The organism is Saccharopolyspora sp. ASAGF58, from assembly GCF_012277335.1.
In the GTDB taxonomy this organism is placed as follows: domain Bacteria; phylum Actinomycetota; class Actinomycetes; order Mycobacteriales; family Pseudonocardiaceae; genus Saccharopolyspora; species Saccharopolyspora hattusasensis.
In genome coordinates this window covers 1,690,987-1,714,335 of sequence record NZ_CP040605.1, presented here as the reverse complement: position 1 = coordinate 1,714,335, position 23,349 = coordinate 1,690,987, and the positions used below count along the sequence as shown (strand labels likewise).

The 23,349-nt window shown below is 69.1% G+C and carries 26 protein-coding genes; 9 read left to right on the top strand and 17 right to left on the bottom strand.

The features are described 5' to 3' along the window. Nucleotides 1-22: 22 nt before the first annotated feature. Nucleotides 23-601, top strand: coding sequence for an SMI1/KNR4 family protein (locus FDZ84_RS07830; RefSeq protein ID WP_168585348.1), 579 nt, complete (start codon nucleotides 23-25; stop codon nucleotides 599-601). Nucleotides 602-808: 207 nt separating this feature from the next. On the opposite strand, the gene FDZ84_RS07825 is transcribed toward FDZ84_RS07830, so the two are convergent. From FDZ84_RS07825 to FDZ84_RS07785, 9 genes are all read right to left on the bottom strand, one after another. Beyond that, a complete protein-coding gene (locus tag FDZ84_RS07825; RefSeq protein ID WP_210435184.1) occupies nucleotides 809-2,419 on the bottom strand; it encodes an ISL3 family transposase in 1,611 nt (536 codons plus the stop codon). 129 nt (nucleotides 2,420-2,548) lie between these two features. Then, on the bottom strand, nucleotides 2,549-3,427 hold the full coding sequence (locus FDZ84_RS07820) for an aldehyde dehydrogenase (RefSeq protein WP_168585347.1): 879 nt from the start codon (nucleotides 3,425-3,427) through the stop codon (nucleotides 2,549-2,551). Further along, a complete protein-coding gene (locus tag FDZ84_RS07815) occupies nucleotides 3,420-4,859 on the bottom strand; it encodes an aldehyde dehydrogenase family protein (protein WP_168585346.1) in 1,440 nt (479 codons plus the stop codon). Before FDZ84_RS07815 ends, FDZ84_RS07820 begins: the two co-directional genes overlap by 8 nt. Further along, nucleotides 4,859-5,836 carry a deoxyribose-phosphate aldolase gene (gene deoC / locus FDZ84_RS07810; RefSeq protein ID WP_246868874.1) on the bottom strand — a complete coding sequence of 326 codons (978 nt, stop codon included), beginning with the start codon at nucleotides 5,834-5,836 and terminating at the stop codon, nucleotides 4,859-4,861. Before deoC ends, FDZ84_RS07815 begins: the two co-directional genes overlap by 1 nt. A 180-nt stretch (nucleotides 5,837-6,016) precedes the next feature. Further along, on the bottom strand, nucleotides 6,017-7,210 hold the full coding sequence (locus FDZ84_RS07805) for a hypothetical protein (protein WP_246868873.1): 1,194 nt from the start codon (nucleotides 7,208-7,210) through the stop codon (nucleotides 6,017-6,019). Nucleotides 7,211-7,237: 27 nt separating this feature from the next. Continuing rightward, nucleotides 7,238-8,692, bottom strand: coding sequence for a hypothetical protein (locus tag FDZ84_RS07800; protein WP_168585345.1), 1,455 nt, complete (start codon nucleotides 8,690-8,692; stop codon nucleotides 7,238-7,240). Further along, on the bottom strand, nucleotides 8,689-9,165 hold the full coding sequence (locus FDZ84_RS07795; protein WP_168585344.1) for a hypothetical protein: 477 nt from the start codon (nucleotides 9,163-9,165) through the stop codon (nucleotides 8,689-8,691). The genes FDZ84_RS07800 and FDZ84_RS07795 overlap by 4 nt, the downstream gene beginning before the upstream one ends. Next, complete coding sequence (locus tag FDZ84_RS07790) at nucleotides 9,162-10,493, bottom strand: hypothetical protein (RefSeq protein ID WP_168585343.1); 1,332 nt, start codon at nucleotides 10,491-10,493, stop codon at nucleotides 9,162-9,164. The genes FDZ84_RS07795 and FDZ84_RS07790 overlap by 4 nt, the downstream gene beginning before the upstream one ends. After that, on the bottom strand, nucleotides 10,477-11,343 hold the full coding sequence (locus FDZ84_RS07785) for a hypothetical protein (protein ID WP_168585342.1): 867 nt from the start codon (nucleotides 11,341-11,343) through the stop codon (nucleotides 10,477-10,479). The genes FDZ84_RS07790 and FDZ84_RS07785 overlap by 17 nt, the downstream gene beginning before the upstream one ends. Before the next feature lie 294 nt (nucleotides 11,344-11,637). Here FDZ84_RS07785 and FDZ84_RS07780 point away from each other — a divergent pair, with 294 nt between their 5' ends. Continuing rightward, nucleotides 11,638-12,093 (top strand): helix-turn-helix transcriptional regulator, encoded by a 456-nt coding sequence (locus tag FDZ84_RS07780; RefSeq protein WP_168585341.1) that lies wholly within the window; start codon nucleotides 11,638-11,640, stop codon nucleotides 12,091-12,093. Between the two features lie 721 nt (nucleotides 12,094-12,814). Here the strand turns inward: FDZ84_RS07780 and FDZ84_RS38665 are convergent. The 4 genes from FDZ84_RS38665 to FDZ84_RS07770 all read right to left on the bottom strand — a co-directional run bounded on the left by FDZ84_RS38665 (nucleotide 12,815) and on the right by FDZ84_RS07770 (nucleotide 14,351). Next, on the bottom strand, nucleotides 12,815-13,222 hold the full coding sequence (locus FDZ84_RS38665; RefSeq protein WP_246868872.1) for a PhoX family protein: 408 nt from the start codon (nucleotides 13,220-13,222) through the stop codon (nucleotides 12,815-12,817). Nucleotides 13,223-13,234: 12 nt separating this feature from the next. After that, nucleotides 13,235-13,348, bottom strand: coding sequence for a PhoX family protein (locus FDZ84_RS38660; protein ID WP_246868871.1), 114 nt, complete (start codon nucleotides 13,346-13,348; stop codon nucleotides 13,235-13,237). After that, the gene (locus FDZ84_RS38655) at nucleotides 13,320-13,886 is read right to left on the bottom strand and encodes a trypsin-like peptidase domain-containing protein (RefSeq protein ID WP_256413746.1); all 567 of its coding nucleotides are present in this window, start codon (nucleotides 13,884-13,886) and stop codon (nucleotides 13,320-13,322) included. The genes FDZ84_RS38660 and FDZ84_RS38655 overlap by 29 nt, the downstream gene beginning before the upstream one ends. A gap of 141 nt (nucleotides 13,887-14,027) precedes the next feature. Continuing rightward, nucleotides 14,028-14,351 carry a CU044_2847 family protein gene (locus FDZ84_RS07770; protein ID WP_168585340.1) on the bottom strand — a complete coding sequence of 108 codons (324 nt, stop codon included), beginning with the start codon at nucleotides 14,349-14,351 and terminating at the stop codon, nucleotides 14,028-14,030. Between the two features lie 202 nt (nucleotides 14,352-14,553). Between FDZ84_RS07770 and FDZ84_RS07765 the strand changes: the two genes are divergently transcribed. Together FDZ84_RS07765 and FDZ84_RS07760 are read left to right on the top strand one after the other, a co-directional pair. Beyond that, on the top strand, nucleotides 14,554-15,687 hold the full coding sequence (locus tag FDZ84_RS07765; protein WP_168585339.1) for a glutathione-independent formaldehyde dehydrogenase: 1,134 nt from the start codon (nucleotides 14,554-14,556) through the stop codon (nucleotides 15,685-15,687). A 215-nt stretch (nucleotides 15,688-15,902) separates the two neighbouring features. Beyond that, the gene (locus tag FDZ84_RS07760; protein ID WP_168585338.1) at nucleotides 15,903-16,073 is read left to right on the top strand and encodes a hypothetical protein; all 171 of its coding nucleotides are present in this window, start codon (nucleotides 15,903-15,905) and stop codon (nucleotides 16,071-16,073) included. A 50-nt stretch (nucleotides 16,074-16,123) separates the two neighbouring features. On the opposite strand, the gene FDZ84_RS07755 is transcribed toward FDZ84_RS07760, so the two are convergent. Further along, nucleotides 16,124-17,428, bottom strand: coding sequence for an FAD-dependent monooxygenase (locus FDZ84_RS07755; RefSeq protein ID WP_246868869.1), 1,305 nt, complete (start codon nucleotides 17,426-17,428; stop codon nucleotides 16,124-16,126). Here FDZ84_RS07755 and FDZ84_RS07750 point away from each other — a divergent pair. The 3 genes from FDZ84_RS07750 (at nucleotide 17,408) to FDZ84_RS07740 (ending at nucleotide 20,466) form a co-directional block, all read left to right on the top strand. Then, the gene (locus tag FDZ84_RS07750) at nucleotides 17,408-17,911 is read left to right on the top strand and encodes a TetR/AcrR family transcriptional regulator C-terminal domain-containing protein (protein WP_246868868.1); all 504 of its coding nucleotides are present in this window, start codon (nucleotides 17,408-17,410) and stop codon (nucleotides 17,909-17,911) included. The two genes, FDZ84_RS07755 and FDZ84_RS07750, sit on opposite strands and share 21 nt — an antisense overlap. Nucleotides 17,912-18,187: 276 nt before the next feature. Continuing rightward, nucleotides 18,188-18,811 carry a uracil phosphoribosyltransferase gene (gene upp / locus FDZ84_RS07745; protein ID WP_168585337.1) on the top strand — a complete coding sequence of 208 codons (624 nt, stop codon included), beginning with the start codon at nucleotides 18,188-18,190 and terminating at the stop codon, nucleotides 18,809-18,811. A gap of 305 nt (nucleotides 18,812-19,116) precedes the next feature. Next, nucleotides 19,117-20,466 carry a glycoside hydrolase family 18 protein gene (locus FDZ84_RS07740; protein WP_168585336.1) on the top strand — a complete coding sequence of 450 codons (1,350 nt, stop codon included), beginning with the start codon at nucleotides 19,117-19,119 and terminating at the stop codon, nucleotides 20,464-20,466. 170 nt (nucleotides 20,467-20,636) lie between these two features. Here the strand turns inward: FDZ84_RS07740 and FDZ84_RS07735 are convergent, their stop codons facing one another. Beyond that, nucleotides 20,637-21,227 carry a TetR/AcrR family transcriptional regulator gene (locus tag FDZ84_RS07735; RefSeq protein WP_168585335.1) on the bottom strand — a complete coding sequence of 197 codons (591 nt, stop codon included), beginning with the start codon at nucleotides 21,225-21,227 and terminating at the stop codon, nucleotides 20,637-20,639. A 53-nt stretch (nucleotides 21,228-21,280) separates the two neighbouring features. Here FDZ84_RS07735 and FDZ84_RS07730 point away from each other — a divergent pair, with 53 nt between their 5' ends. Both FDZ84_RS07730 and FDZ84_RS07725 read left to right on the top strand, forming a co-directional pair. Further along, on the top strand, nucleotides 21,281-21,487 hold the full coding sequence (locus tag FDZ84_RS07730) for a type II toxin-antitoxin system VapB family antitoxin (protein ID WP_168585334.1): 207 nt from the start codon (nucleotides 21,281-21,283) through the stop codon (nucleotides 21,485-21,487). Nucleotides 21,488-21,501: 14 nt separating this feature from the next. Beyond that, complete coding sequence (locus FDZ84_RS07725) at nucleotides 21,502-21,882, top strand: type II toxin-antitoxin system death-on-curing family toxin (RefSeq protein ID WP_168585333.1); 381 nt, start codon at nucleotides 21,502-21,504, stop codon at nucleotides 21,880-21,882. A gap of 288 nt (nucleotides 21,883-22,170) precedes the next feature. Here the strand turns inward: FDZ84_RS07725 and FDZ84_RS07720 are convergent, their stop codons facing one another. Together FDZ84_RS07720 and FDZ84_RS07715 are read right to left on the bottom strand one after the other, a co-directional pair. Further along, nucleotides 22,171-22,506: a hypothetical protein gene (locus tag FDZ84_RS07720; RefSeq protein WP_168585332.1), complete on the bottom strand. Its 336-nt coding sequence runs from the start codon at nucleotides 22,504-22,506 to the stop codon at nucleotides 22,171-22,173. 390 nt (nucleotides 22,507-22,896) lie between these two features. Further along, nucleotides 22,897-23,349: a flavodoxin family protein gene (locus tag FDZ84_RS07715; RefSeq protein ID WP_168585331.1), complete on the bottom strand. Its 453-nt coding sequence runs from the start codon at nucleotides 23,347-23,349 to the stop codon at nucleotides 22,897-22,899.

The window sequence follows — 23,349 nt, the reverse complement described above, 5'->3', positions numbered from 1 at the left end:
GTTCCCGACGATCATGGTCGGAATGGATGTCACGGAGCTGTGGACGAAGATCGTGCTCTGGCTGGCGGAGCACGCCCCGGTCACCGCAGCCGCCTTGCGTCCCCCCGAACCGCCCGACCTCGCCGAGCTGGCGGCAGAGTTCGCCGTCGAGCTGCCCGCCGAACTGCGCGAGCTGTGGACGTGCTGCGGTGGCACCGGCACCGATGTGCTGGCCGACGTCCTGCCGCCCTTCTACACGCCCTACAGCGCGGCGCAGGCGCTCCAGTCCTGGCGCGATCACCGCGAGAACTGGACGGCGCAGTGGGAGCGGCCGGCCTGCGACTACTACGCGGGCTCGCCGGGCTCCAGCTTCCACCCGTCGTGGATCCCGATCGCTGGTGATGGTTTCGCGGACGAGCTCGTGGTGGACCTGCGGCCGGGACCGCTGGCGGGCTGTGTGCTGGAGTGGGAGCAGGAGGCGGCCCAGGTGCTGAGGCCGGAGTGGAAGGACGTCACGTCGATGCTCGCCGACGTCCACCGGGCGCTGACCGAGGGAGTCCCGGCGGGCCACAGCTACCCGACGGTGACCGAGGACGGCCGCCTCGACTGGCAGATCAGCTGATTCGACTCGCCCGGCGACAGGACGGACGATCGTCCAACCCGCGGATCCGATCGCGAGTGCGCGTGGCCTACTGTCAAGGACACGGCGGTCGAGGTCCGCAATTTCCATGGAACCCGCCGGGTCCAATTTCAATGGAAATCGAAGGTCCAATTTCCAGGCTCTGTCGCAAATTGCGTGATCAACTTTTTGGTGGCTGGATCTTGGGGATCATGTCGTGAGCAGGATGCGCTTGCGTAGTAGGTCCAGTTTGGCCCGCCCGAAGGACTGCCTTTTCAGGTATTTCGCCCTGTTCACGGCCCCTTCCGTTGGGCCATTGCTCCAGGTGAGGGTGAGCCCGGCGGTCACCGCGGCCAGATCTTGGCGGAGGCCGTTGACGAACGAGCGTAGAGCGGGCAGGTCGTCAGCGCAGACGCGGTCCATCCAGTCGGGCAGCAGATCGCCGCGCAGGTCGCGGATCATGCTGGCGAACGCGCCGACGTGGCGGCGGGTGGCCTCCAACTCGGGGCAGCGGGCCAGGACGGCCTTGAGTCGTTGCCCGTCGTCGTCCGGGAGGTTGTCGGGGTCGCGCATGATCCAGCCGACGACCTCCCGGATCTTCGGCGGCCTCGGCGCGGACTCGGGGGCTTTGCCGGTGGAGCGGAAGGGACGCAGGTAGCGATAGACGGTCTGAGCGCTGCCACCGTAGCCCTGCTCGCGGATCTCGCGGACCAACAGGGAGACGTTGGCGCAGCCGTCGTTAAACCGCTGGTGCAGGTAGGGCTTGTATTCGTCCAATAAGGATGAACGGGAGGCGGTCTTGGAGAGGAGTTCTTCGACGCTGCCGGCCTGGAAGTATCGGCGCGCGGTCTTGCGGTCGAGGTCGAGCTCGCGTGCCACCGCACGGATGCGCTTGCCCTGGGCACGTAAGGATTGCACGGCTGCGTACCGCTGGCGGATCCGCGCCGCCAGGCCGGATTCGGCGGCCTCGCCAGAGACGGCTGGCTCTGCGACCGGTGTCGGGCTCGGCGACACCTCGGCCGCGCCGTCGGCAACGGTGTCGCCCTCGCCGCGTGCATCGTCGACGGCGGGCTCGATCAGGCAGCCGCGGTGCCCGAGCACGGTCTTCTCCACTGCCTCGCCCAGGTTCTTCCACAGATGCCACCGGTCCGCGCATTGCACCGCCTGAGGCGCACCGCGGGAAGCGCCCTCGGCATAGGCTCCGGACCTATCGCGTGTAATCACCTGGATCTCGGGATGCTTCTTGAGCCACTCGGCGAGGGTGTCGGCCTCCCGGCCCTCCAGCACATCGACGGGTCGATGGGTGGCCATGTCCAGCAAGATAGTGGCGTAGTTCTGCCCACGTCTGATCGCGAAGTCATCCACCCCGAGCACGGTTACCGCTTCCACCGGCGGGTCGGGCACGGCTCGCACCAGCCGCAACAGCGTGTCCCGTCCCGCCCGCAGCCCCAGACGATTGGCCAGTCGGGCTCCCGCACGGCCGGCCAGCGCCAGCCCGATCGACTCCAGCATCCCGCGCAGCGGCAGGCTCCGCCGGGCATGGCGCATGGTCAGGCCCTCCACCTGCTCGGCGAACGTCCGCACCGAACAGTCCTGGTGAGTGCAGAAAAACCGCCGCACCCGCAGCCACAACACCACCGGCCGACCTGCCACCGCCACGTCCGCCACTGTGCGGTCGTACCGACTATGCACCCGCGCCGAACAGTTGCCGCAGGCCGGGCACGCCGCCGAGGAGGCCCTGGCCGATGCCCAGATCCGCACCCCCGCGTCTTCCTGCTCCACCCGCTCAACCACCACCCCGGCCAGATGCGGAAGCAGCACGCCAACACCGTGATCATCACACACGAACCATGATCGCAAAACCAGGCCAGCGCCGATCACCCAGGCAATAGTTGATCACGCAAATTGCGACAGAGCCAATTTCCATTGAAATTGCGGGCCTCACGATTGTCAGGTGCCGACCGGGTGCCAGACGGTCTTGACCTCGGTGAAGGCGCGCAGGCGCTGGAGGCCCGGCTCCCGGGTCCAGTCCGGTTCGCCGCGCACCGGCAGCACGCGCTTGACCGTGTCCGCTGCCGTCTTGGCGAGCTCGGCGCGCAGCTCTTCTGGCGCGCCAGTCGGGTCCAGGGCGTTGACGTCGGCGTGGGCGGCTAGCCAGGGGGCGAGTTCGGCCGCCTGGCCGGTCAGGACGTTGACCACGCCCCCTGGCACGTCGGAGGTCGCCAGCACCTCGGCGAAGGTCACGGCGGGCAGCGGCTGGTCCGCGCTGGCGACCACGACGCAGGTGTTTCCGGCCGCGATCACCGGGGCCACCACGCTGATCAGGCCGAGCAGCGAGGAATCCGGGGGCGCGAGCACTCCCACCACGCCGGTCGGTTCCGGGACGCTGAACGAGAAGTACGGCCCCGCAACGGGATTCGCGGCGCCGAGCACCATCGAGATCTTGTCGGTCCAGCCCGCGTACCAGACCATCCGGTCCACGGCATCATCCACAGTGGACCGCGACTGCTTGCGGGACAGGCCCTCCGCGGCGGAGATCTCGGCGGCGAACTGCTCGCGTCGGCCTTCCATCACCTCGGCGATCCGGAACAGCACCTGGCCGCGGTTGTAGGCCGTCGCGCCGGACCAGCCGCCGAACGCCTTGCGCGCGGCGGCGACCGCGTCGCGGACGTCCTTGCGGGACGCGTGCGCGGCGTTGGCCAGGAACGCGCCCTGCCGGTCGTGCACCGGGTACACCCGGCCCGACTCGGAGCGTGGGAACGAACCACCGATGTAGAGCTTGTAGGTCTTGGCCACGGCTAGCCGCTCCGGGGTGCGGTTGTCAGACATCGAGGTACGCCTCCAAACCGGCGCGTCCGCCTTCGCGGCCGAAGCCGGATTCCTGGTAGCCGCCGAACGGGGCGGTCGGATCGAACCGGTTGAAGGTGTTCGCCCACACCACACCGGCCCGCAGCCGCTGCGCCGCCCACAGGATCCGGGACCCCTTCTCGGTCCAGATCCCGGCCGACAGGCCGTACGGGGTGTTGTTGGCCTTGGCGATGGCCTCCGCCGGGGTGCGGAAGGTCAGCACCGAGAGCACCGGCCCGAAGATCTCCTCACGGGCGATCCGCATCGACTGCTGGACGTCGGAGAACACGGTGGGGGAGAAGAAGAACCCCTTCTCCGGCAGCGGGCATGGGCTGGTCCAGCGCTGGGCTCCCTCGGCGTCGCCACTGGCGGCCAGCTCGGTGATCTTGGCCAGCTGCTCGGCGGAGTTGATCGCGCCGACGTCGGTGTTCTTGTCCAGCGGGTCGCCGACCCGCAACGTCTGGACCCGGATCCGCAGCTTCTCGAGCAGCTCGTCGGCGATCGACTCCTGCACCAGCAGCCGCGAGCCTGCGCAGCAGACGTGGCCCTGGTTGAAGAAGATCCCGTTCACGATGCCCTCGACGGCCTGGTCGAGCGGGGCGTCGTCGAAGACGATGTTCGCGGCCTTGCCGCCGAGCTCCAGCGTCAGCTTCTTGCCGGAACCCGCGACGCTGCGCTGGATCTGCTTGCCGACCTCGGTGGAGCCGGTGAACGCGACCTTGTGGACTCCGGGGTGCGCGACCAGCGCGGCGCCGATGTCACCGGCGCCGGGCACGATGTTCACCACGCCCGGCGGCAGCCCGGCCTGCTGGCAGATCTCCGCGAACACCAGCGCGGTCAGCGGCGTCGTCTCGGCGGGCTTGAGCACCACGGTATTGCCGCAGGCCAGCGCCGGGGCGATCTTCCAGGCCAGCATGAGCAGCGGGAAGTTCCACGGGATGACCTGCCCGGCGACGCCGAGCGGCCGCGGGTCGGGCCCGTAGCCGGCGTAGCCGAGCTTGTCGGCCCAGCCGGCGTGGTGGAAGAAGTGCGCCGCGGCGGTCGGGATGTCGGCGTCCCGCGACTCCTTGATCGGCTTGCCGTTGTCCAGCGACTCCAGCACCGCGAGCTCGCGGCCGCGTTCCTGGATCAGCCGGGCGATGCGGAACAGGTACTTCGCGCGTTCCTTGCCCGGCATCGTCGACCAGGTGTCGTCGAAGGCCCGCCGCGCCGCCCGGACCGCTTCGTCCACATCGGACACCGAAGCGCTGGAGACCTCGGCCAGCGGTTCCTCGGTGGCCGGGTTGATGCTCTTCAGCGGCTCGCCGCCGCCGTCGACGAACTCGCCGTCGACGAACATCCGGTAGCTGGGCTTGAGGTTCGCGATGTCCCGTGACTCCGGCGCCGGTGCGTACTCCCACGGGCTATCGATCATCAGTCCACCGCCACGTAGTCGGGGCCGCTGTAGTGGCCGTCGAGCTGGGTGTGCCGCTGCATCAGCAGGTCGCCGAGCAGGCTGGACGCGCCGAATCGGAACAGTTTCGGGGTCAGCCACTCCGGGCCGGCGATCTCGTGCACGGCCACCAGGTAGCGGATCGCGTCCTTGGTGTTGCGGATCCCGCCCGCGGGCTTGACGCCGCGCAGCTGCCCGGTGGAATCCCGCCAGTTGCGGACCGCCTGGAGCATCAGGTGCGTCACCGGGAGGGTCGCAGCCGGGGAGACCTTGCCGGTGGAGGTCTTAATGAAGTCCCCGCCCGCGAGCAGCGCGAGCCAGGATGCGCGGCGCACGTTGTCGTAGGTCGCGAGCTCGCCGGTCTCCAGGATGACCTTCAGGTGCGCGTCGCCGCAGGCGGCCTTGACGGCCTGGATCTCCTCGACGACCTGCCCGTACCGGCCGGCCAGGAAAGCGCCGCGGTCGATAACCATGTCGATCTCGTCGGCGCCCGCGGCCACGGCGTACGCCACGTCGGCGAGCTTCACCGCCAGCGCCGAGCGGCCGGACGGGAACGCCGTCGCGACCGAGGCGACCTGGATGCCGGTGCCGTCGAGGGCCCGGACCGCGGTGGCGGCCATGTCGGAGTAGACGCAGACGGCTGCGACCTGCGGGGTGTCCGGCCGCTCCGGGTCGGGGTGGCGGGCTTTGGCACACAGCGCGCGGACCTTGCCCTCGGTGTCGGCGCCTTCCAGCGTCGTTAGGTCGATCATCGAGATCGCGGTGTCGATCGCCCAGCGCTTCGCGCCCTTCTTGATGCTCCGCGTCGCGAGGCCGGCGGCCCGCTGCTCCAACCCGACCTGGTCGACGCCGGGTAGGCCGTGCAGGAACCGGCGCAACGACCGGTCGTCCCGGATGGCATCGGCGAGCTCGGACATGGCGAGCTCGGTGAGCTCGGACAGGGGCGGCGACTGTGCCATGCCCGGAGTCTAAGCGCCAACCCCGCACCGCCGCTGCGACTGGAGTGATCACGCCACGCGGCGTGGATTTCATCTGGTCGGGCGTTCCACCCGGGTATTCGCGCAGGAGGATGCCCGTGAGCGCTTTTGGGGGCTATGGCACCCAAAAGCGCTCACGGGCCTTGAACTGGGGTCCGGCGGTCACCTGGGGTGGCCGTTGAGGCGAGCTCGGCGGGCCAGGGCCGGTTGGTTGCTGCGGCCCGGTTCCGGGCGGTCGCCCCGGGACGGCGTCGCGACGCCTGCCGGCTGCTGGCGGTCCCACGGGAGCAGCTGCTTGGAGCCCGTGCGGTCCGCCAGGCGCAGGGACTGCGCCGAGGTGATCCACTCCTCCGCGGGTTCCGCGATCTCCAGCAGCAGCGCCTCGAACTCCGAGCGCGTCGTTTCCAGGATGTGCGGCGCCGCCAACCAGCGCAGGACGTTGCGGCCGGTCACCGCCATCCGCTGCCGCGGCGAGGTGACCAGCTTATCGTCGAAGTAGCGGATCAGGACCTCGTCCACCACATCCCACGCGTTCGCGGCGCCGAACAGGTCCTTGACGTCCTCGGCGTCGAGGATCTGGAAGCACTCCTCCAGCAGCTGCATGACCTCCACCCGCAGCACGTTCAGGTGGCCGTAGGAGGTGAACTTCAGGTTGTTGCGCAGGTCCAGGCCGCTGCGCCGCACCACGGCCATGCTGCCGAAGGCCATGTCGTGCGCCCGTTCCCGGATGACGTCGGAGATCCGCTTGTCCCGCCAGAACAGCGCGACCTGGTTGTTGAACTGGACGAACAACCGGTGGAAGTCGGTGTTCGGCCGCGAGTTCGCCGAGCCCTGCCCGCGCCCGTAGCCGAGCACCCGCCGGTAGGCGCTGATCCGGTCGCGCTTGGTGTAGCGCAGCACGTCGCGCCGGTCGAACCGATACAGCCCGAACGCGCCCGGCCCGTCGGAGAGCCGGATCGTGCCGCGCTGGAACAGCTCCTGCATCTTCTGCACGACGCGAAAGAACCCGATCCTCTCGTGCTGGTACAGGTAGTAGAGGTCGCCGACGGCGAGGATGCGTTCGGACGCGATCGTTTCGTCGTAGGTCTCGATGCCGTGCGGCATGCGCGTCGCGCCGAGGTCCCCGGCCGACTCGCCGCCGAGGCCCACCAGCTGCGCGAAGCCGCCGTCGGCCGGGCGGGGCTCGTTCTGGGCCTCGGTTTCGACGGCGAAGAGCATGTCGTCGATCTGTTTGAGGATCGCCTCGCCGACCTGGGGATTGCTGCCCAGCTCGTTCGACAGGTTGCCGGCGACCTGTCTGCGCAGCGCGGCGACCCGGTCGAACAGTTCCCGGTACTGCTTTTCGGTGGCCATCATTCCTCCGTGCGGGGCGCGGGCGGACCGCTATTCCGGCCGCGGGGCGGGCTTGGGCTCGGGACGCTTGCGCTGGCTGCGCGGCTTGGCCGCGGGATCGGTCGTCGAGATCGGGGCAGCCGTAGTGGTGGTTGCCGGCGCGGGTGCCACGGCCGGTGCGCTCGGTGCCACCGGCGGCGGATCGGTGGGCGCGGTTCCGGGTGGCGGCTGATCCGGTGGTTTCGGCCCAGCATCCGGCGGCGGTGCAGGCGGTGCAGGCGGTGCAGGCGGTCCAGGTGGGTCGGCGGGCTTCGCGCCGTGCCGGATCGGCCGGGCTACCCGCACGATCTCCTGCAGGTGGTCGTGCAGTTCGTCGACCGCGCGCTGGACCCGGAAGCTGAAGAACCCCGGCGGCAACGTCGCCCGGTAGTTGCCCGGCACGTCCTGCTTGTCGTCGTCGGAGCGCCTGGGCAGGTTGCCGACGAGCCGCTCCAACCGCTCGGCGACCTGCAGGAACGCGCTGTCCACGCCGTCCTTTCCCGCGACTTCGATCAGCTTGCGGCCTTCGAAGCAGGTGAAGTCGTGCGTCCAGCGCAGCAATCCGCCGAGCGACATCGAGCCGCCGTCCGGATCGGGGATGCGCAGCACCTCGCGGTCGCCGCGGTGGATACTCACCGAGCTCAACGCCGCGACGAGCTCTTCGGTCTGCACTGCGGCGGCCGAAAGCAGCTGGGACAGCGCCACGACAGCGGGGCCGAAGAACGGCGCCTGCCCGGTTTCGGGCTGCGCGAACGGGTCGATCCGGCCGCGGGCGTCCAGCCAGCCGCGGTACAGCGACAGCACCCAGTCGACGAGCGTGATGAACGAGGTCTGGACCCGCTCCTCTTCGATGGTGTTGACCAGGCCGCCGATCAGCCCGAACTCGTTGCGCAGCTCCCCGAGGTGCCCGCGCACCAGGTCTGGGTCCACCGCGGATCCCGGGTTCCCGAGCAGCAGCACGAAGAGCTGATCCACGCGCGGGACCCGCAGCAGCGGGCTCTCCAGCTCCTTGCGGATCTCCTCCAGCTCGTGGCGCACCAGGCTGCGGAATCCCTCGCCGTTCTCCGGATCCGAGCCCGCTCGCAGCGGCTTCAGCGAGTCGAGCAGCGCGGTCGCGTCCTTGATGGCGCTGCGCGCCCGCGCGGCCAGCGACGCCTGCCCGCCGGTGACCGCACCCAGGTCGGCCTGGATCGCGTAGCCGCGTGGCGTCCACTTGGCTTCGGTGTGTCCCTCAACGCGCTTGAGCTCGAAGCTCCCGGTCAGCGCGGCGGTGAAGCCCTTGGTGTCGCCGTCGCGCCACTTCCAGCCCAGCACGTCGCCGATCGCCTTGTTCGCGATGTCGCCGGGGCGCTCGCAGCACGGCGGGTCGTGCCGGGTGATCAGCGGATACGCGCTGTCGATGTCCTGGGCCGGCGGCAGCGCGGCGCCCCGGTCGTCGTTGACACGGCCGTCGTTGGTGATGCTCATCGCCTGCCCTCGCAGTTCCCCTTGATGCCGAACCGCACCGCGAGTTCGGCTGCCTCGCGCCAACACCGCAGCATGGTGTCCTCCGTGCTGCGCAACGAATCCACACAACCGTCCACACCGGACCGGATGCTGCGCGCCCAACCGAGCCATTCCGGTCCGCGCCCCTGCACCGCTCGCGCGAGGTCCGTTGCCGCGTGGTGGCAGCGGAATTCGTCGTCCAGCCGCCGTTGCATGCGCAGCAGCGCCAGCGCCGTGGTGTGGAGGACATCGGCGTCGACCCGGTCTCGAACCGCGCGCAGCGCCGGTTGCAGGTCGGCGGTGCCGTCGGTGACGACCTCGGCGAGCCGGTCCGACACCGCCGGGCTCTCGCCGGTCGGGCGGTCCTCGACCACGGTGACCTCCAGCGCCCGCCACGCGGCCGCGAACCGCCGGAGTTCCCTCGTCAGGACGGGGAATTCGCCGCGCAAGGTCATCGCGCTCGCCTCCCCAGCTCTTCCATGAAGAACCGCACCAACCGCTTCGGCGGTGCCATCCGCTGTTCGAGCGCGTGCCGGACGGCGCCGATCAGGAACCGCTCCGGCAACACACCGGGTGACACGCCGTCGGCTAATCGCCCGGCGGCCTCCTCGATCATCCGCTGTTCCTTCGGCTCGAACCGCAGAACCCGCGACAGGCTGCGGTTTCCCAGCGACGGGAAGGAGGTGAAGCACATCGCGTCCACCACCGCCGGGATCGCCCGGTCGGCGGTCGCCAGCAGCGCCCGCGGCGCGCCGGGCAGCTCGGCCCGCGGGTACATCGCGCGCCAGGCCCCCGCGTGCTGCCCGGCGCGCTCCGCGAAGCCCATCCGGGCGAGCAGCTCGATCGATAGCTTCCCGCGCAGGTAGGGCACGGGATGCACCGCCGCGCGCCGAAACTTCATCGTCTGCCGCCGGTCCCGCGCGATCACGTCGAACAGCGAGCCCACGACCAGCGGCCCGCCGAGCAGCAGGCCGGACAGGTCCGCGAACGTCTCCCGGTTCCAGCGCACCCAGACCGACACAACCGAGGGCGGCAGCCCGAGCTCGGTCAACCTGGCCGCGACCTGCATCGGGATCGCCCTCGCCAGCCCGAGGTCGTTCTGCAGGTTGTGGCTGACCTCGTGCAGCACCGCGCCGAGCGTCCACGGGTTGACCAGCCGGTGGTAGGGCAGCTGGATCAGCGGGAACGGGTTCAGCCGGTTACTCAGTCGTTGCAGCGGGATGCCGCGCCGAGACGTCGCCGGGCCGTGGCTGGGTTCCAGGTAGCAGAATGGCGGCGGCGTCGGGATCGAACGCCAGCGCCCGATCCCTAGGTAGGCGTACTGATAGCAGTCCAGGGCGATGCGGTCGGCCGCCACCAGCCACGGGGCGAACGTGCTCTGCCGCTGGTTGAACAGCTCCAGGTAGAAGTCCCAAAGCCGCTCGGTGTCACGCACCCAGCGCTGCGACCGGGACTTCGCATCCAGCAGGGCCCGCAACCGGCGCGGATCCGGATGCGCCGCGGCGGCTTCCGCCGCGCGGCGGACCGCGCGGGTGGCTTGGTTGAGCGGTTCTCGCAGGGTGGACATGGTTTCGTTGACGGCCACCAGGTGCGCCCGGCTGGGTCCGGTGGCCGGGTCGCCGAACTCCGCCCAGCTGAACGGCCGCAGCGCGCCCAGGTGCCGTTCGACGTTGGTGGCCTGGATGCGCACCCAGTCGGCCAGCAGTCGTTCTGTTCCGCGATCGAGTCGCCGGGTCGGCCGGGCCCGCGCCGGGGCCGACCGCAGCTCAGCGACGGCGGCCACGGCCCTTCCCCCGACTACGGGCCTTGCCGGCGCTGCGGGCCCGGGCCGTCCTCGAGCGGGCGGCCTGCGCCCGGCGGACCTGGGTCGCCCGGTTCGTCCGGCGGACCGGCCTGGCGGCGGGCCTGCGCCCCCGGCGGTTGGCCGGACGACGACGTCGGCCCCGGCCGCCTCCTATGGCGTCGGCGGTGTGCCCGGCCAGCGAGCGGGCGATGTGCCGGCCGGTGACCTTCTGCCCGTTCGCGTAGCGGTGGCCGATGTCCCGCACCGTGCGCCCGGCGATCTTGGGCACTTGGCGCACCATCTTGCGGGTGGTGGGGCTGCGCCACAACTTCTTGCCGATCGAGGTGACGCCCTTGATGATCTTTGGGGCGAACTTCTTGGCCAGTGGCAAGACCTTCGGCGCCAGGCTCATCGCCAGCGGTGCGAGCGCCCCCAGGAAACCTTCGACCTCGGCTTCGGTTTCGGCGCGCTCGGCCTCGAAGGCGAGCTTGGCCATCGTCTCGGCGTCGGAGTAGACGCGGCGGACCGGGTCGGCGAAGTACTCGTACTCGTACTCGTACTCGTCCGCGAACTCGGCTTCGAGTTCGCGGACCAGCTGCTCGAACTCGGCCTCCAGTTCGTCCTCGAATTCGTCCTCGTCCTCGTCTTCGTCCTCGAACTCCAGCTCCAGCTCGTCCTCCAGTTCGCGGACCAGGCCCTCCAGCTCGTCTTCGAACTCGTCCTCGAACTCCAGCTCGTCCTCGAACTCCTGGTCGAAGCCCTCCAGTTCGTCCTCATCCTCGAACTCGTCCTCCAGTTCGCGGGCCAGCTCGTCCTCCAGCTCGCCGTCGACGGCTCGGTAGCGACTCATGGCGGATCCTCCTGTCCTGCACCGCGTCCGGCGGCGTTTTCGGGAGCCGGCCGTCGGTGAGCGCGTGCGAACAGTCCAAGGCAAGCGAGCATTCGGGTGCCAGTCGCACGTTCAAGTGCCCACCGTCCGGGTTAGTTAACCTGGATGTCACTCGAATCGACGATGCGCGGACGGTCGATGTTGGCTTTGCTGGTATGCGTCGCGGCGAAACCGTGACCGGCCTGCGAAGGGGGAACGGGCCGTTGTGAGGCGGCGCGATCCGCCGTCCGCGGCCGGGACTGGGGAGGCCGGTACATGCCGGATGATTCGACTGCCGCGTCAATTCCGCGAATCCACCGAGGATCGCCCGAACCGGAACCGCCCTGGCGGGGGCCGGAGCGGCGCGACGACCTCGGTTCAGACGAACTGGTGCAGCACCTGGTGCGCGCATTGGTGCGGCGGGTCGGCGAGCTCGACGGATCACCCAGGGTGGGGCGAAAACCGTTGCTGGACATGACGGAGCTCGGCATGCGCTGCCTGTTGCTGCCGGTTGTGCCGAAGGTCGACGAGGTCCTCAGCCCGCGGGAGCGGGAGATCGCGCGGATGGTCGGCCTCGGCTACACCAACCGTTCGATAGCGGCGGTGCTGGACATCAGTCTCTACACGGTTTCCGCCCACATGCGGCGAATTTTCATCAAGCTAGGCGTTGGTTCACGCGCCGCGATGGTGGCCGCGCTTTCTGGCAATCCGGACCTCTACGGCTCGGACTAGGAATCCGAAAACCGCGCTGGAATCCCGTATTTGCTCCGAATGCGCCCGTTCGAGTGATCAGTCGGCGGCCCGGCGGTTCGCCCGGGCCACGCGGGCTGAAACGCGAACGGTGGGGGCCAGGCTGGGCAGTTTCAGGTAAAACTGCCCAGCCAGATGATCGGTACCATGCGAGTGTGATCAGGCTTCGATTGCCTCGGGCGTTGGTGTGGGATCACAACGCTCACTACCACCCGTGGTTGTTGCGTCAGCACGAAATCCACGTCGCGGCAGCGCAAATCCTCCCCGGTGCCCAGGTACGCCGCCGCCTCTTCTGGCGCTATGCCCTGGTGTGGCGCAAACCCTTCACCCGCATCCCCACCACGTGATCGCCCGGCGGCGTTCACCCGGAGTTGTGTCAATTTCGCGAGAAATTGACGTTCACCCGGGGGATGGGCAATTTCTCGCGAAATTGCGGCTGGTCCCAGGGTTCCCGCGGTTTCCATTGAAACTGCGGCAGGTCTCGAGGATCCCACAGTTTCAATGGAAACCGCGGAAGAACTTCCGCCGGAGGAGGAGATGCGGTGGCCGGAGGAACCGGTGGCGGAGTTCGTGGGCTCCTGGTCAGGTCCCGTGAGTACTTTCTGGCGCTATAGCGACAAGAAGTACTCACGTGCATCTAGCGGCGGAACGGTCCGGTGATCTCGTAGGTGTCGCCGTCGGAGAACTCGCCGGACGGGCCGTACTACGAGGAAAAGTACATTCGGTCGCCGGCCGGGTTGAACGCCGGACCGGTCAGCCCGGATGAGTCGTAACCGTTCACCCGCGGCATCGGGGCCACTACGTCGTCCGGCGTGATGATGCAGATCTCCATGTTGTCGCCCTCCTCGGCGACGTACAGGTCGCCGATGGCGCTCCCGGTGACGTTGTCAACGGCACGCAGGCTGCCGTCGCCGTCGTAGGCGAGTCCGAACGTATCGTCGGCGAGGTTGAACTGCCAGACCCGGCTGTCGCCCGTGGTGCTGAACCAACACCTGTCGGAGGCGTAGTAGCAGCCTTCGCCGCCGCCGAAGTGCTTCGCCTCGGCGACCTGCTCGCGGGTCGGCGTGTCACGTTCGGCGGGCGTCGGCTCCGGGACCTCCACCCAGGTCACCTGCCCCGACGTTTACTCGCCTGCGACCAGCACTTCCAGCAGTCCACCCGCGCCGAGGTCGCCCCAGTTGTTCGGCCGGAACCGGTAGAAGAAGCCATCAGGCTCGTCCTCGGTCAGGGAGATCACCTTGCGGACCGGGTCGCACGCCGCGGCTTCGTGGTTGAAGCTGCTCGTCGACTTCGTCGTCGCGGCCGTGGAACAGGGCGGCGTCCTCTTCCCGGAACGGCTGCAGACCCCGGTACGGGTCGCGGTCCGGGGTCGTCCAGGCATCGCCGAGCGCCGTCGTCGGTACCAGGTGGGCCGTGGTCCCGCTGCGGGCCGAGGTGGTCACGACCATCCCGACGATGCCGCGCAGCTCCTCGTCCCAGACCGGGGCTCCGCTGAAGCCCGGTTCGGTGCGCCAGCGGTCCGGGTCGACCGCCATCTGGATGCGGCCCGGGCCCTGCGCGCCGACCAGGCGGCCGGTCACCCAGATCCCGTCCGGCATGTCGCGCGGGAAGCCGAAGGTCCGGAAGCGGTGGTCGCGGACGTCGCCGATGATCCGGGCCGGAACCGGCGGCGCCCCCGGTGGTGCGTCTGCCAGCCGCAGGATCGCGACGTCCAGGTCGTCGCCCTGCGACAACACTTCGACGGCGTGGTCGTTGGCTGCCCAGCAACGGGAAATCGGCGACCGGCGTCGCTCCGCCGACCACGTGGGCGCAGGTGGCGACCACGCCCGGTGCGGCCAGGAACCCCGCGCCCAGGACGGTCCGGTCCTCGCGGAGCCGGACCACCGCCGGGTCGAGCGGATCGGCCGCCAGGCCGGTCATTTGCTCGACTTGGAGTCGCTCCACTCGACGGAGACGTTGAAGTTGGCCTCGCCCGTCGACTTGGCGACCGCGAGGTTGGCTTCCCCGGTGACCTTGATGCCGAACTGCACGCTGATCTTCGACGGCGGCTGTTCCATCGCGCGCAGCTCGCCGAGGACCGCCTCGGCGGCGGACCGGATGCTGCCCATCGCCTTCTGCACGGTCTCGGAAGCCTGCACGACCTTCCCGGCGCCGCCGACCGGGATCGCGCCCTGACCGTCTGCGGCCTCGATGAGCAGTTCGCAGCCGTCGTCCAGCGGCATCTTGACCAGCAGTGTCATGACCCGGAACCCCCGAACTCGCACCTGCGGACTTGATCGAAGTTAGCCGAAGATCACCCGCTGGTGGGTGAAGTTCCGGCAACTCCCCGTAGGACCCTCGTTCGGGTGACGCCCGTCCGAGTCTCAGGTCTTCCCGCTCGGGGTAATCCCTGGTCGGCATGCAGATGGATTTCGCGCGTCTTCCACCCGGAGGTGGTCAACGATGAAAGCAGTCGTGTACCAGGAACCATTCTCGGTCGCGATCAACGAGGTGGACCGGCCGACGATCGAGCACCCCAACGACGTGATCGTGCGCATCACCTCGACCGCCATCTGCGGCTCCGACCTGCACATGTACGAGGGCCGGACGGCTGCCGAACCGGGCATCGTATTCGGGCACGAGAACATGGGCATCATCGAGGAGGTCGGCTCCGGTGTGACCAGCCTGAACCGCGGCGACCGGGTCGTGATGCCGTTCAACGTGGCCTGCGGGTTCTGCAAGAACTGCATGGCGGGCAACACCGGGTTCTGCCTGACCGTCAACCCCGGCTTCGCCGGCGGCGCCTACGGCTACGTCGCGATGGGGCCCTACACCGGCGGTCAGGCCGAATACCTGCGGGTGCCGTTCGCCGACTTCAACTGCCTGACGCTGCCGGCCGACGGCAGCCACGAGGCCGACTTCGTGCTGCTGGCCGACATCTTCCCGACCGGCTACCACGGCTGCGAGCTCGCCCAGGTCTCGCCAGGCGAGAGCGTCGTCGTCTACGGGGCCGGGCCCGTCGGGCTGATGGCCGCCTACTCGGCGCTGCTGCGCGGCGCGGCGAGGGTGTTCTGCGTCGACCGCGTGCCGGAGCGGCTGGCGAAGGCGGAGGAGATCGGGGCCATCCCGATCGACTTCTCCAAGGGTGACCCGGTCGAGATGATCAAGGAGCAGACCAACGGCGAGGGCACCGACAAGGGCGTCGACGCGGTCGGCTACCAGGCGCAGGTCGGCGACGGCTCGAAGGAGGAACCGGCCGTCGTGCTGAACTCGCTGATCGACACCGTGCGCGCGACCGGCCGGCTGGGCGTGCCGGGCCTGTACGTGCCGTCCGACCCCGGTGGGCCGAGCGAGGAGGCAAAGAAGGGGATGCTGCTCGTCTCGATCGGCCGGATGTTCGAGAAGGGCCAGGTCATCGGCACCGGGCAGTGCAACGTGAAGCGCTACAACCGGCAGCTGCGGGACATGATCATCGCGGGCCGCGCCAAGCCCAGCTTCGTCGTCTCCCACGAGCTGTCCCTGTCCGAGGCGCCGGACGCCTACCGGAAGTTCGACCAACGCATCGAGGGCTACACCAAGGTCGTCCTGCACCCGTGAGCAGGACGCGGTGAAGGGCACCTTCGAGCAACCCGGAGCCTGTTGCAAAGCCCATCACGGACCGTGATCGATCGGTGACGGATACTGGCGGACGAACGGCGGCGATCGAGACTGATCTAGTACTTCGGTTCAGCCGTTTTCGCCGAACACAGCCTCCTCGGTTGCCCAGAGGTGCCCGTCACTCCTGATCGCAGACGTCGTCGAGGCCGGCGCAGATGTCGAAGGCGCACGCGGCCGGGGCAACGGCTTCAGTGTCGAGGCCGTCGGTCGTCCGGCCGCTGGAGATCTGGTGGACGTTTACCCAGACCGCGATCGGTTCAGCGGGGGACGAGCGCCGGACCTGGGAACTGCTCAGGGAACTGGCGTCGAACCAGGCCCCGAGCTGACGGCGTGGATTCGCAGTTTCATCCGAAACTGCAACACCCACCCGCGGCTTTCAGCGGTCGAGGACCGCACGGAGGGCTTTCTCCAGGTCGGCGGCGGTGCCGGGCCCCTGGCTGCGCCACGCGATGAAGCGGTCCGGGCGGATCAGCACGGCCCCGTCCGCGTCGACCCCGTACGGCCCGGTCCAGGCGCCGGTGACTTCACCACCGATCAGTTGCGGCTTCAGCCGGACCTCCAGGGTGGCGGCGACCTCATCGGCGGCCCTGGCCCACGCGCCGGATCCGGTCAGCAGCACGAAACTCCGGCCGAACAGGTCGATCGTGGACAGATCTCCATCTGGTGTGGACAGTCGTACGTGCGGGGCCCGCGAGCCCGGGCGGCCCGTCGGACGGGTCGCGTCCTCTAGGAGCTCGCCCTCGTCGCCGGGCTCCCGGACGACCGCGCCATTGTGCCGGTAGCCGAACAGCAGCACTGCCGGGTCTTCGATCGGCTGCGCGTCTCCTTCTCGAGCCAGGTCGGGCCGGTTGCGCACGATGGCGTTCCGGTACTGGTTCTCCGCGATCAGCTCGCCGACTGGCCGTCGCTCCGCGTCGTGGCTGTCGAGCAGTCCCGGCCCGGCCTCGCCCCGGAGCACCGCGGCGAGCTTCCACGCCAGGTAGAAGCCGTCCATCAGCGCGGTGTTGCCGCCCATCCCGCCCTGTGGCGGCATGGTGTGCGCGGCGTCGCCGACCAGGTGCACCCGCCCGGAGCTGAACTGGTCGGCCACCCGCATGCTCGCCACCGTGGTGTCCGTCATCAGGATCTCGACGTCCAGCCCGGGCACGCCGGTGACCAGCCGGATCTGCTCCAGGCTGCGCTCCTCGGTGAAGTCCGCCAGGTCCTCGCGCTCCGGGTCGTGGCCGACGCCGACCACGAACTGGTCGGGGTGGTCGGTGCTGGCCAGCACGCCGGTGCCGCCGGAGAGCTTCGGGTTCTGCAGGTAGTACATGACCTGGCGGTCGTCGACGACGGCCGACAGGTCGGCGCGCACCAGCCAGTGAATCGAGTGCCCGAGGGCGCCGCGGCCGTGAGTGCCGATGCCGAGCTGTTCGCGGATCGGGCTACGGTGGCCGTCGGCGGCGACGAGGTAGTCGGCGTGCACCGCGCGGGTTCCGGTGGCGTCGGAAAGTACTGCGCGAACGCCGTTCTCGTCCTGCTCGAACGATTGCAGCTTGGTGGAGAAGCGGATTTCGGCGCCCAGCTCGCGGGCGCGCTCGGTCAGGATGCGTTCCGCACTGGCCTGGCTGGCGTCGGCTGCTCCTGCGGGCGTCAGGTGGTCGAGCGGTGCGAAGGTGTCGTGCAGGATTTCGCGGAACACCGGGCCGCTCGCGCTTTCCGCGATGCGCAGCAAGTACCGCAGCCCGACCCGGAGAAGTGGCAGGAGCAGATCAAGGGCCTGATCCGCCAGCAGGTGGAGGTGCTCACGGCGCACCCCGGCATCGCCCAGGTAGTGATGCGCACTCCGGCGCCGACCGGGCCGAACGCGCTGGTCGTGTCCGAGGCGATGATGGCCGTCCTGCGCTCGGCCGGGCTGTCCGACCGCGTGGTGGCGTTCGCCGTCGACATCCTCGCCCTGTTCGGCACGGCGGTCGCCATGGAACGCAGCGCGGACTTCGGCCTCAGTGATGCGGAGCGGATCGAACGGATGGAAATGGTCCAGCAGTACTTCTCGGAGCTGCCGGCGGACCGGTTCCCGACGATGGTCTCGATGCTCCCGGCGCTGATGTCCGGCGACGAGGAAGAGCGCTTCGATTTTGGCCTCGACATCCTCGTCCAAGGCATCGCCGCCACCCCGCACTGACACCCCCGCCAGGTTCCGGCGCAATTTCAATGGAAATCGGACCTTCGATTTCCATTGAAATCGAAGAAGTAGTCCACAGCCTCCGGCGTGTCGGGCCGCGACACACCGGTGACTGTGGACAACCCGCAATTTCCATTGAAATTGGACCTTCGATTTCAATGGAAATTGCTGACGGTGACGGCGGGTTGACGCCCGGCTGCGGTCGGGTGCGACCGTGGACACGTTGTTGAGCAGCGGCAACGTGTCGCCCAGGGTTGGCGGTTACTGTTGTCGGTCATGGATGTACGGGTCGTGGACCACCCCCTGGTGAAAGCAAGGCTGTCCACAATGCGCGATGCGCGTACCAACAGCGCCGCGTTCCGCGCCGCGTTGCAAGAGCTGACGCTGATGCTCATCTACGAGGCGACGCGGGGCGCCGAGGTCGCGGTGGAGCCCATCCACACGCCCGTGGCGCGCACCAACGGCTTCCGGCTGGCGAACCCGCCGCTGCTGGTTCCGGTGCTGCGGGCCGGTCTCGGCATGGCCGACCAGGCGCACCGGCTGATCCCGGAAGCGCAGATGGGATTCGTCGGCCTCGCCAGGGACGAGACCACCCTGCAGCCCACGCCGTACCTGGAGTCGCTGCCCGCCGACCTCGCCGGGCGTCCGGTGTTCGTGCTGGACCCGATGCTGGCCACCGGCGGCTCGATGGTGCACACGATCAGCCTGCTGACCGACCGCGGTGCCACCGACGTCACGGCGATCTGCACGCTGGCCGCCCCGGAGGGCGTGCGCCGGCTCGAGGAGTCCGGGCTGCCGGTGCGGGTGGTGACCGCGAGCGTCGACGAGCGGCTCAACGAGTCGGGCTACATTGTCCCGGGCCTCGGCGACGCGGGTGACCGCGAGTACGGCGCGGTCTGACGACTCCAAGATCGCGCGGAGGATGAGCGTTCCCGATTTTGCCCGAAGTCGGGAACGCCGCTGCCGCGCCGCAGCGGGAATTTCCCGATTTTTCCTAAGGCTGGAAGCCCTGGAGATGCCTCGGCACGTCGTGTCGCGGCCGGTCCTACCTGGGATTTCCGGGATTCGTGGGGTGCTCGCCGCGGGTGCTGTCGTGAGCCGCCCGCAGTAGCGACTTGCGGCCAAACGGGCGCTATCTGGTCTAGACCTAACCCGAATATGGTCTAAACCATCTTGAGCGATCCCACGATGACGCAGGAGTCGCCATGTCCGTAAGACGCCGCTTCCCGTTCCGACTGCCGGTGTTGCTCGCCGCGATCCTCGCGCTGGGGCTGCCCGCGCTGGCCGCCCCGGCCGGGGCCGCAGACACCCCGGCCGCCCCCCAGCCGCAGGCCGCCGCCCGCAAGGTCGGCTACTTCACCCAGTGGTCGATCTACGATCGCAACTACTTCGTCAAGAACCTCGACACCTCCGGTGCCGCCGGGCAGTTGACTCACCTCAACTACGCCTTCGGCAACCTCAACGCCGGCGGCAAGTGCTTCCAGGTCAACCAGGCCGGCGAAGGCGACGCCTGGGCCGACTACCAGCGCCGCTTCACCGCCGAGCAGACCGTCAACGGCACGGCCGACGCCTACGACCAGCCGCTGGCGGGCAACCTCAACCAGCTCAAGCAGCTCAAGGCGAAGCACCCCGGCCTGAAGGTCTACATCTCCTTCGGCGGCTGGACCTGGTCGAAGAACTTCCACGCGGCCGCGGCGACCCCCGAATCCCGTGCCGCCCACGTCAAGTCCTGCATCGACATGTGGATCCGCGGCAACCTGCCGAAGATCGGCGAACCGCAGGGCGGGGACGGCGTCGCCGCGGGCGTCTTCGACGGCGTCGACCTCGACTGGGAGTGGCCGGCCTCCGAGGGTGGCCCCGGCAACGTCGTCGACCCGGCGGACAAGCAGAACTACACCGCGCTGCTGCAGGAATGGCGCACCCAGCTCGACGACGTCGGCCAGGAGCTCGGCAAGGCCTACGACATCAGCGCGTTCCTGCCCGCCGACCCGAAGAAGATCGAGGCCGGCTACGAGATGCCGAAGGTCTTCGACCTGCTCACCTTCGGCACGATCCAGGGCTACGACCTGCACGGCGCCTACGACCCGACGACCAACCACCAGTCGGCGATCTTCAGCCCCGATGGCGACCCGTCGCCGGAGAAGTGGAGCATCGACCAGACGGTCAAGGCCTGGCGTGCAGCCGGGGCGCCGAACGACAAGCTAGTGCTCGGCGTGCCGTTCTACGGTCGCGGCTGGACTGGGGTGCCGAACCAGAACAACGGCCTGTTCCAGAGCTCGACGGGTCCCGCCCCGGCAAGGTACGAGGCCGGCTTCGAGGACTACAAGGTGCTCAAGGCCAAGGCCGGCTCGTTCACCCTGCACCGCGACGAGAAGGCCGGTTTCGCCTGGCTCTACGACGGAACCACGTTCTGGACCTTCGACGACGCGGCCGAGATCACCCGCAAGGTCGAGTACCTCAAGCAGCAGGGCCTCGGCGGCGCGATGGTCTGGTCGATGGACGGCGACACCCCCGAGGGTGAACTCATGACCGCCATCCACAACGCGCTCGGCTGAGGACGTTTCGGAGCGTGCCGCGCGGCGGTGCGGGCGGCGGAACCCCGAACGCCCCTGCACCGGGCGAGAACCGGCACGACCCGGAGGCAGTCGTGGGCGCCCGTGGCCATTGACCAGGCCTGGAGGCTCACGACGCGCTGGCTTCGGAGGAACCCCCCGCCGCTTCGGGGTCAGCGCCGCCAACCGGCGAAACCATTGCGCAGTGCCTGGTCGTAGCGGGCGCTGCGCTCGTCTTCGGTGGGCGCCGAACCGCTCAGCTCCAGCGAGACCAGGCCGTGCACCAGGGCCCAGGCCGCGAAGACGACCTCGGCCGGGTCGGCGTCGATCAGCTCCCCGTCCTCGATGCCCTTGCCGATGGCGTCCCGCAGCGGCTGGATGCTGCGCAGCGCCTGCTCCCACGCCTGCTCGTCGGGGGTGAAGTCGGGCACCGCGTGGCCGAACATGATCGAGTAGAAGTGTGGGTTGGCCAGCGCGCTGTCCCGGTAGGCGTGGCCCAGCGCGGTCAGGTCGTGCTCCGAGTCGCCGGTCCGAGCCACCCGCTCCATCCGGTCGCACAACCGCCGGAACCCCTCGACGTACAGCTCGCGGACCAGCCCCGGCTTGCCGCCGAGCAGGGAGTACACCGCGGTGGTCGAGGTGCCCACGTCCGCGGCGAGTCGGCGCAGGCTGAGCCCTTCCGGGCCGTGCGCGGAGAGCAGCTCCCCGGCCCGGTCCAGCAGGCGGGTGCGGAGGGCTTCGTCGTGCGCTCGCGGTCTCGCCATCGACCGAAAGTATCGCCTTTGACGAGTGGTATCAGCGCGATACCATCTACCGCATGGCCATGACCCTGCGCCTCACCGAGGAAGAGAACCAGCGGCTCGCCGAGCTCGCGGCGGCCGAGGGACGGTCCAAGCAGGAGGTCGTGCGCAGCGCGCTAGCGGAGCGCTGGGCGCGGCAGCAGAAGGAGCAGCAGCTAGACGACGTCATGCGACGCGTCCTGCCGCGATATCAGGGCTTGTTGGACAAGCTCGGTCCTGCATGATCAACTATTGACCGGTGACCGTATATCTCGACACTTCCGACCTGCTCCTGCTCGCGACGGCTGTGGCCGACGGCGATCTGCTGGTGCGGGACAGCGGACTGCTAGACGCGGCGGCGTACCGCCCGCGCGCGGAGGTTCTCGGCGTACCCGCCTACGAGACGCTGTGGCTGAAGTCGGCCGCGCTGCTGGATTCGATCGTGCGCACCCGGCCGCTGGCCGAGGGCAACTGGCGGCTGGGCTGGGTGGCCGCGGTGGCGATGTGCGACGTGAACGGCTGGTGGGTGGAAGCCGACGACGAGACGGCCCTGGTGCTGGTCCGCGAGGTCGGCCGCGACCAGCGAGAACTCCCCGCAGTGGCGGACCAGTTGGAGCGCTGGGCCAAGCCCAAGGTCTGAACTTTCCCGTCGGTGCGCGAATCCGTGGCGCGCAATGTGATTCGCCGCTGAGGGTGGCGGCTGCGGGCGATGGCCGCACAGCTTCAGTTGAAACTGTGGTTTCCCGCCGCGCGTTGTTGGCGCGGTGATGTGGCCCGGGGTCCCGGTGCTGAGCTCTGAACGGCGATGGCCCGCCCGGGGGCCGGGCGGGCCATCGCGATCAATTCGTTCGGTTCTGCGGCCGAGGTCCGTTGGTTTCCGGCACTGCTCGCCGTGGTCGGCCGACCACGCCGGTACGTGCCGCAGGTCTCAGCCGACGGCGCCGCTCTGCAATCTCCGCAGGGCGATCGGTGCTCCTGCTAGATCCTCTTCGTTGCAGAGCAACTTGAGGTCGTAGTAGGGGACGCCTTCGCGATCGTCGTAGTCCAGGTGGACTGCGATGACATCGATGGGTTCACCCAGCCAGTTCTGGGCTTCGCGAAGCCATTGGGCGGACCGCTCCAGGGCGGCCGGCAGGTCGTCGTCACGGAACTCGACAGGTCGGTAGGGAACGCCCTGAACCTGATCGTTCGGACCGGGGGGCTGTGGGAGATCCACGGAGACGCCGGAGTCGTCGAGTTCGAGTCGGATCGCTTCCTCACTCACTGTCGCAGGGTAACCCCTGCGGCTGGACAAATGCTGCCGGAGTCCTGCGCAGTTCTCCTCGATCGACCTGCTGAGCTGCTCGGACCGGTCGGTCGATTACGATGAGCGAGGTGCGGGGCGCCCCGAACATCGCACGTTGATGAGGGAAGGCGGGCTTTGCCCGGGGCGCCCCACTGCCGTCAAGGGGCGCGCCCCGACGACACGATCAGGTTACTCCGACCGGGCGGACCAAGATCAACTGGGGTTGGTCGCGGAACACGGCGATTTCGCGCGAAATCGCCGCCCGGCACGCGTGGGGGGTGGCGATTTCGCGCGAAATCGCCGCCCGCCAGCTCCGGACGGGGCGCCGTTGCGCGGTCGATGTGAGTGCGGAAACGTCGTCGCGGCTGTTCAGGGCATCAGCCCGGCCGCGACGGTGGCGCCGAGTTCCCAGCAGGCCTCCAGCGCATCCTTGTCCGGCTGGCCGAGCACCGTGACCGGTTCCGCCACCTGCTGCCACGACAGACCCTTCGTGATCGACCGGATCGCTCGCAGTGCGCCCTCCACGCCCTCGTTGCCGTGCACGTAGCAGCCGTACGGCCGACCGATCGTCGAATCCAGGCACGGGTAGTAGATCGTGTCGAAGAAGTGCTTGAGCGCGCCGCTGATGTAGCCGAGGTTCGCCGGGGTGCCCAGCAGGTAGCCGTCGGCTTCGAGGACATCGCTGGCGGTGGCGCTCAACGCCGCTCGCCGCACCACTTCGACGTCCTCGATCTCGTCGGTCGTGGCTCCCGCGACGACCTTCTCGAACATCGCCTGCATGCCCGGCGACGGCGTGTGGTGCACGATCAGCAGTCTCGGCAT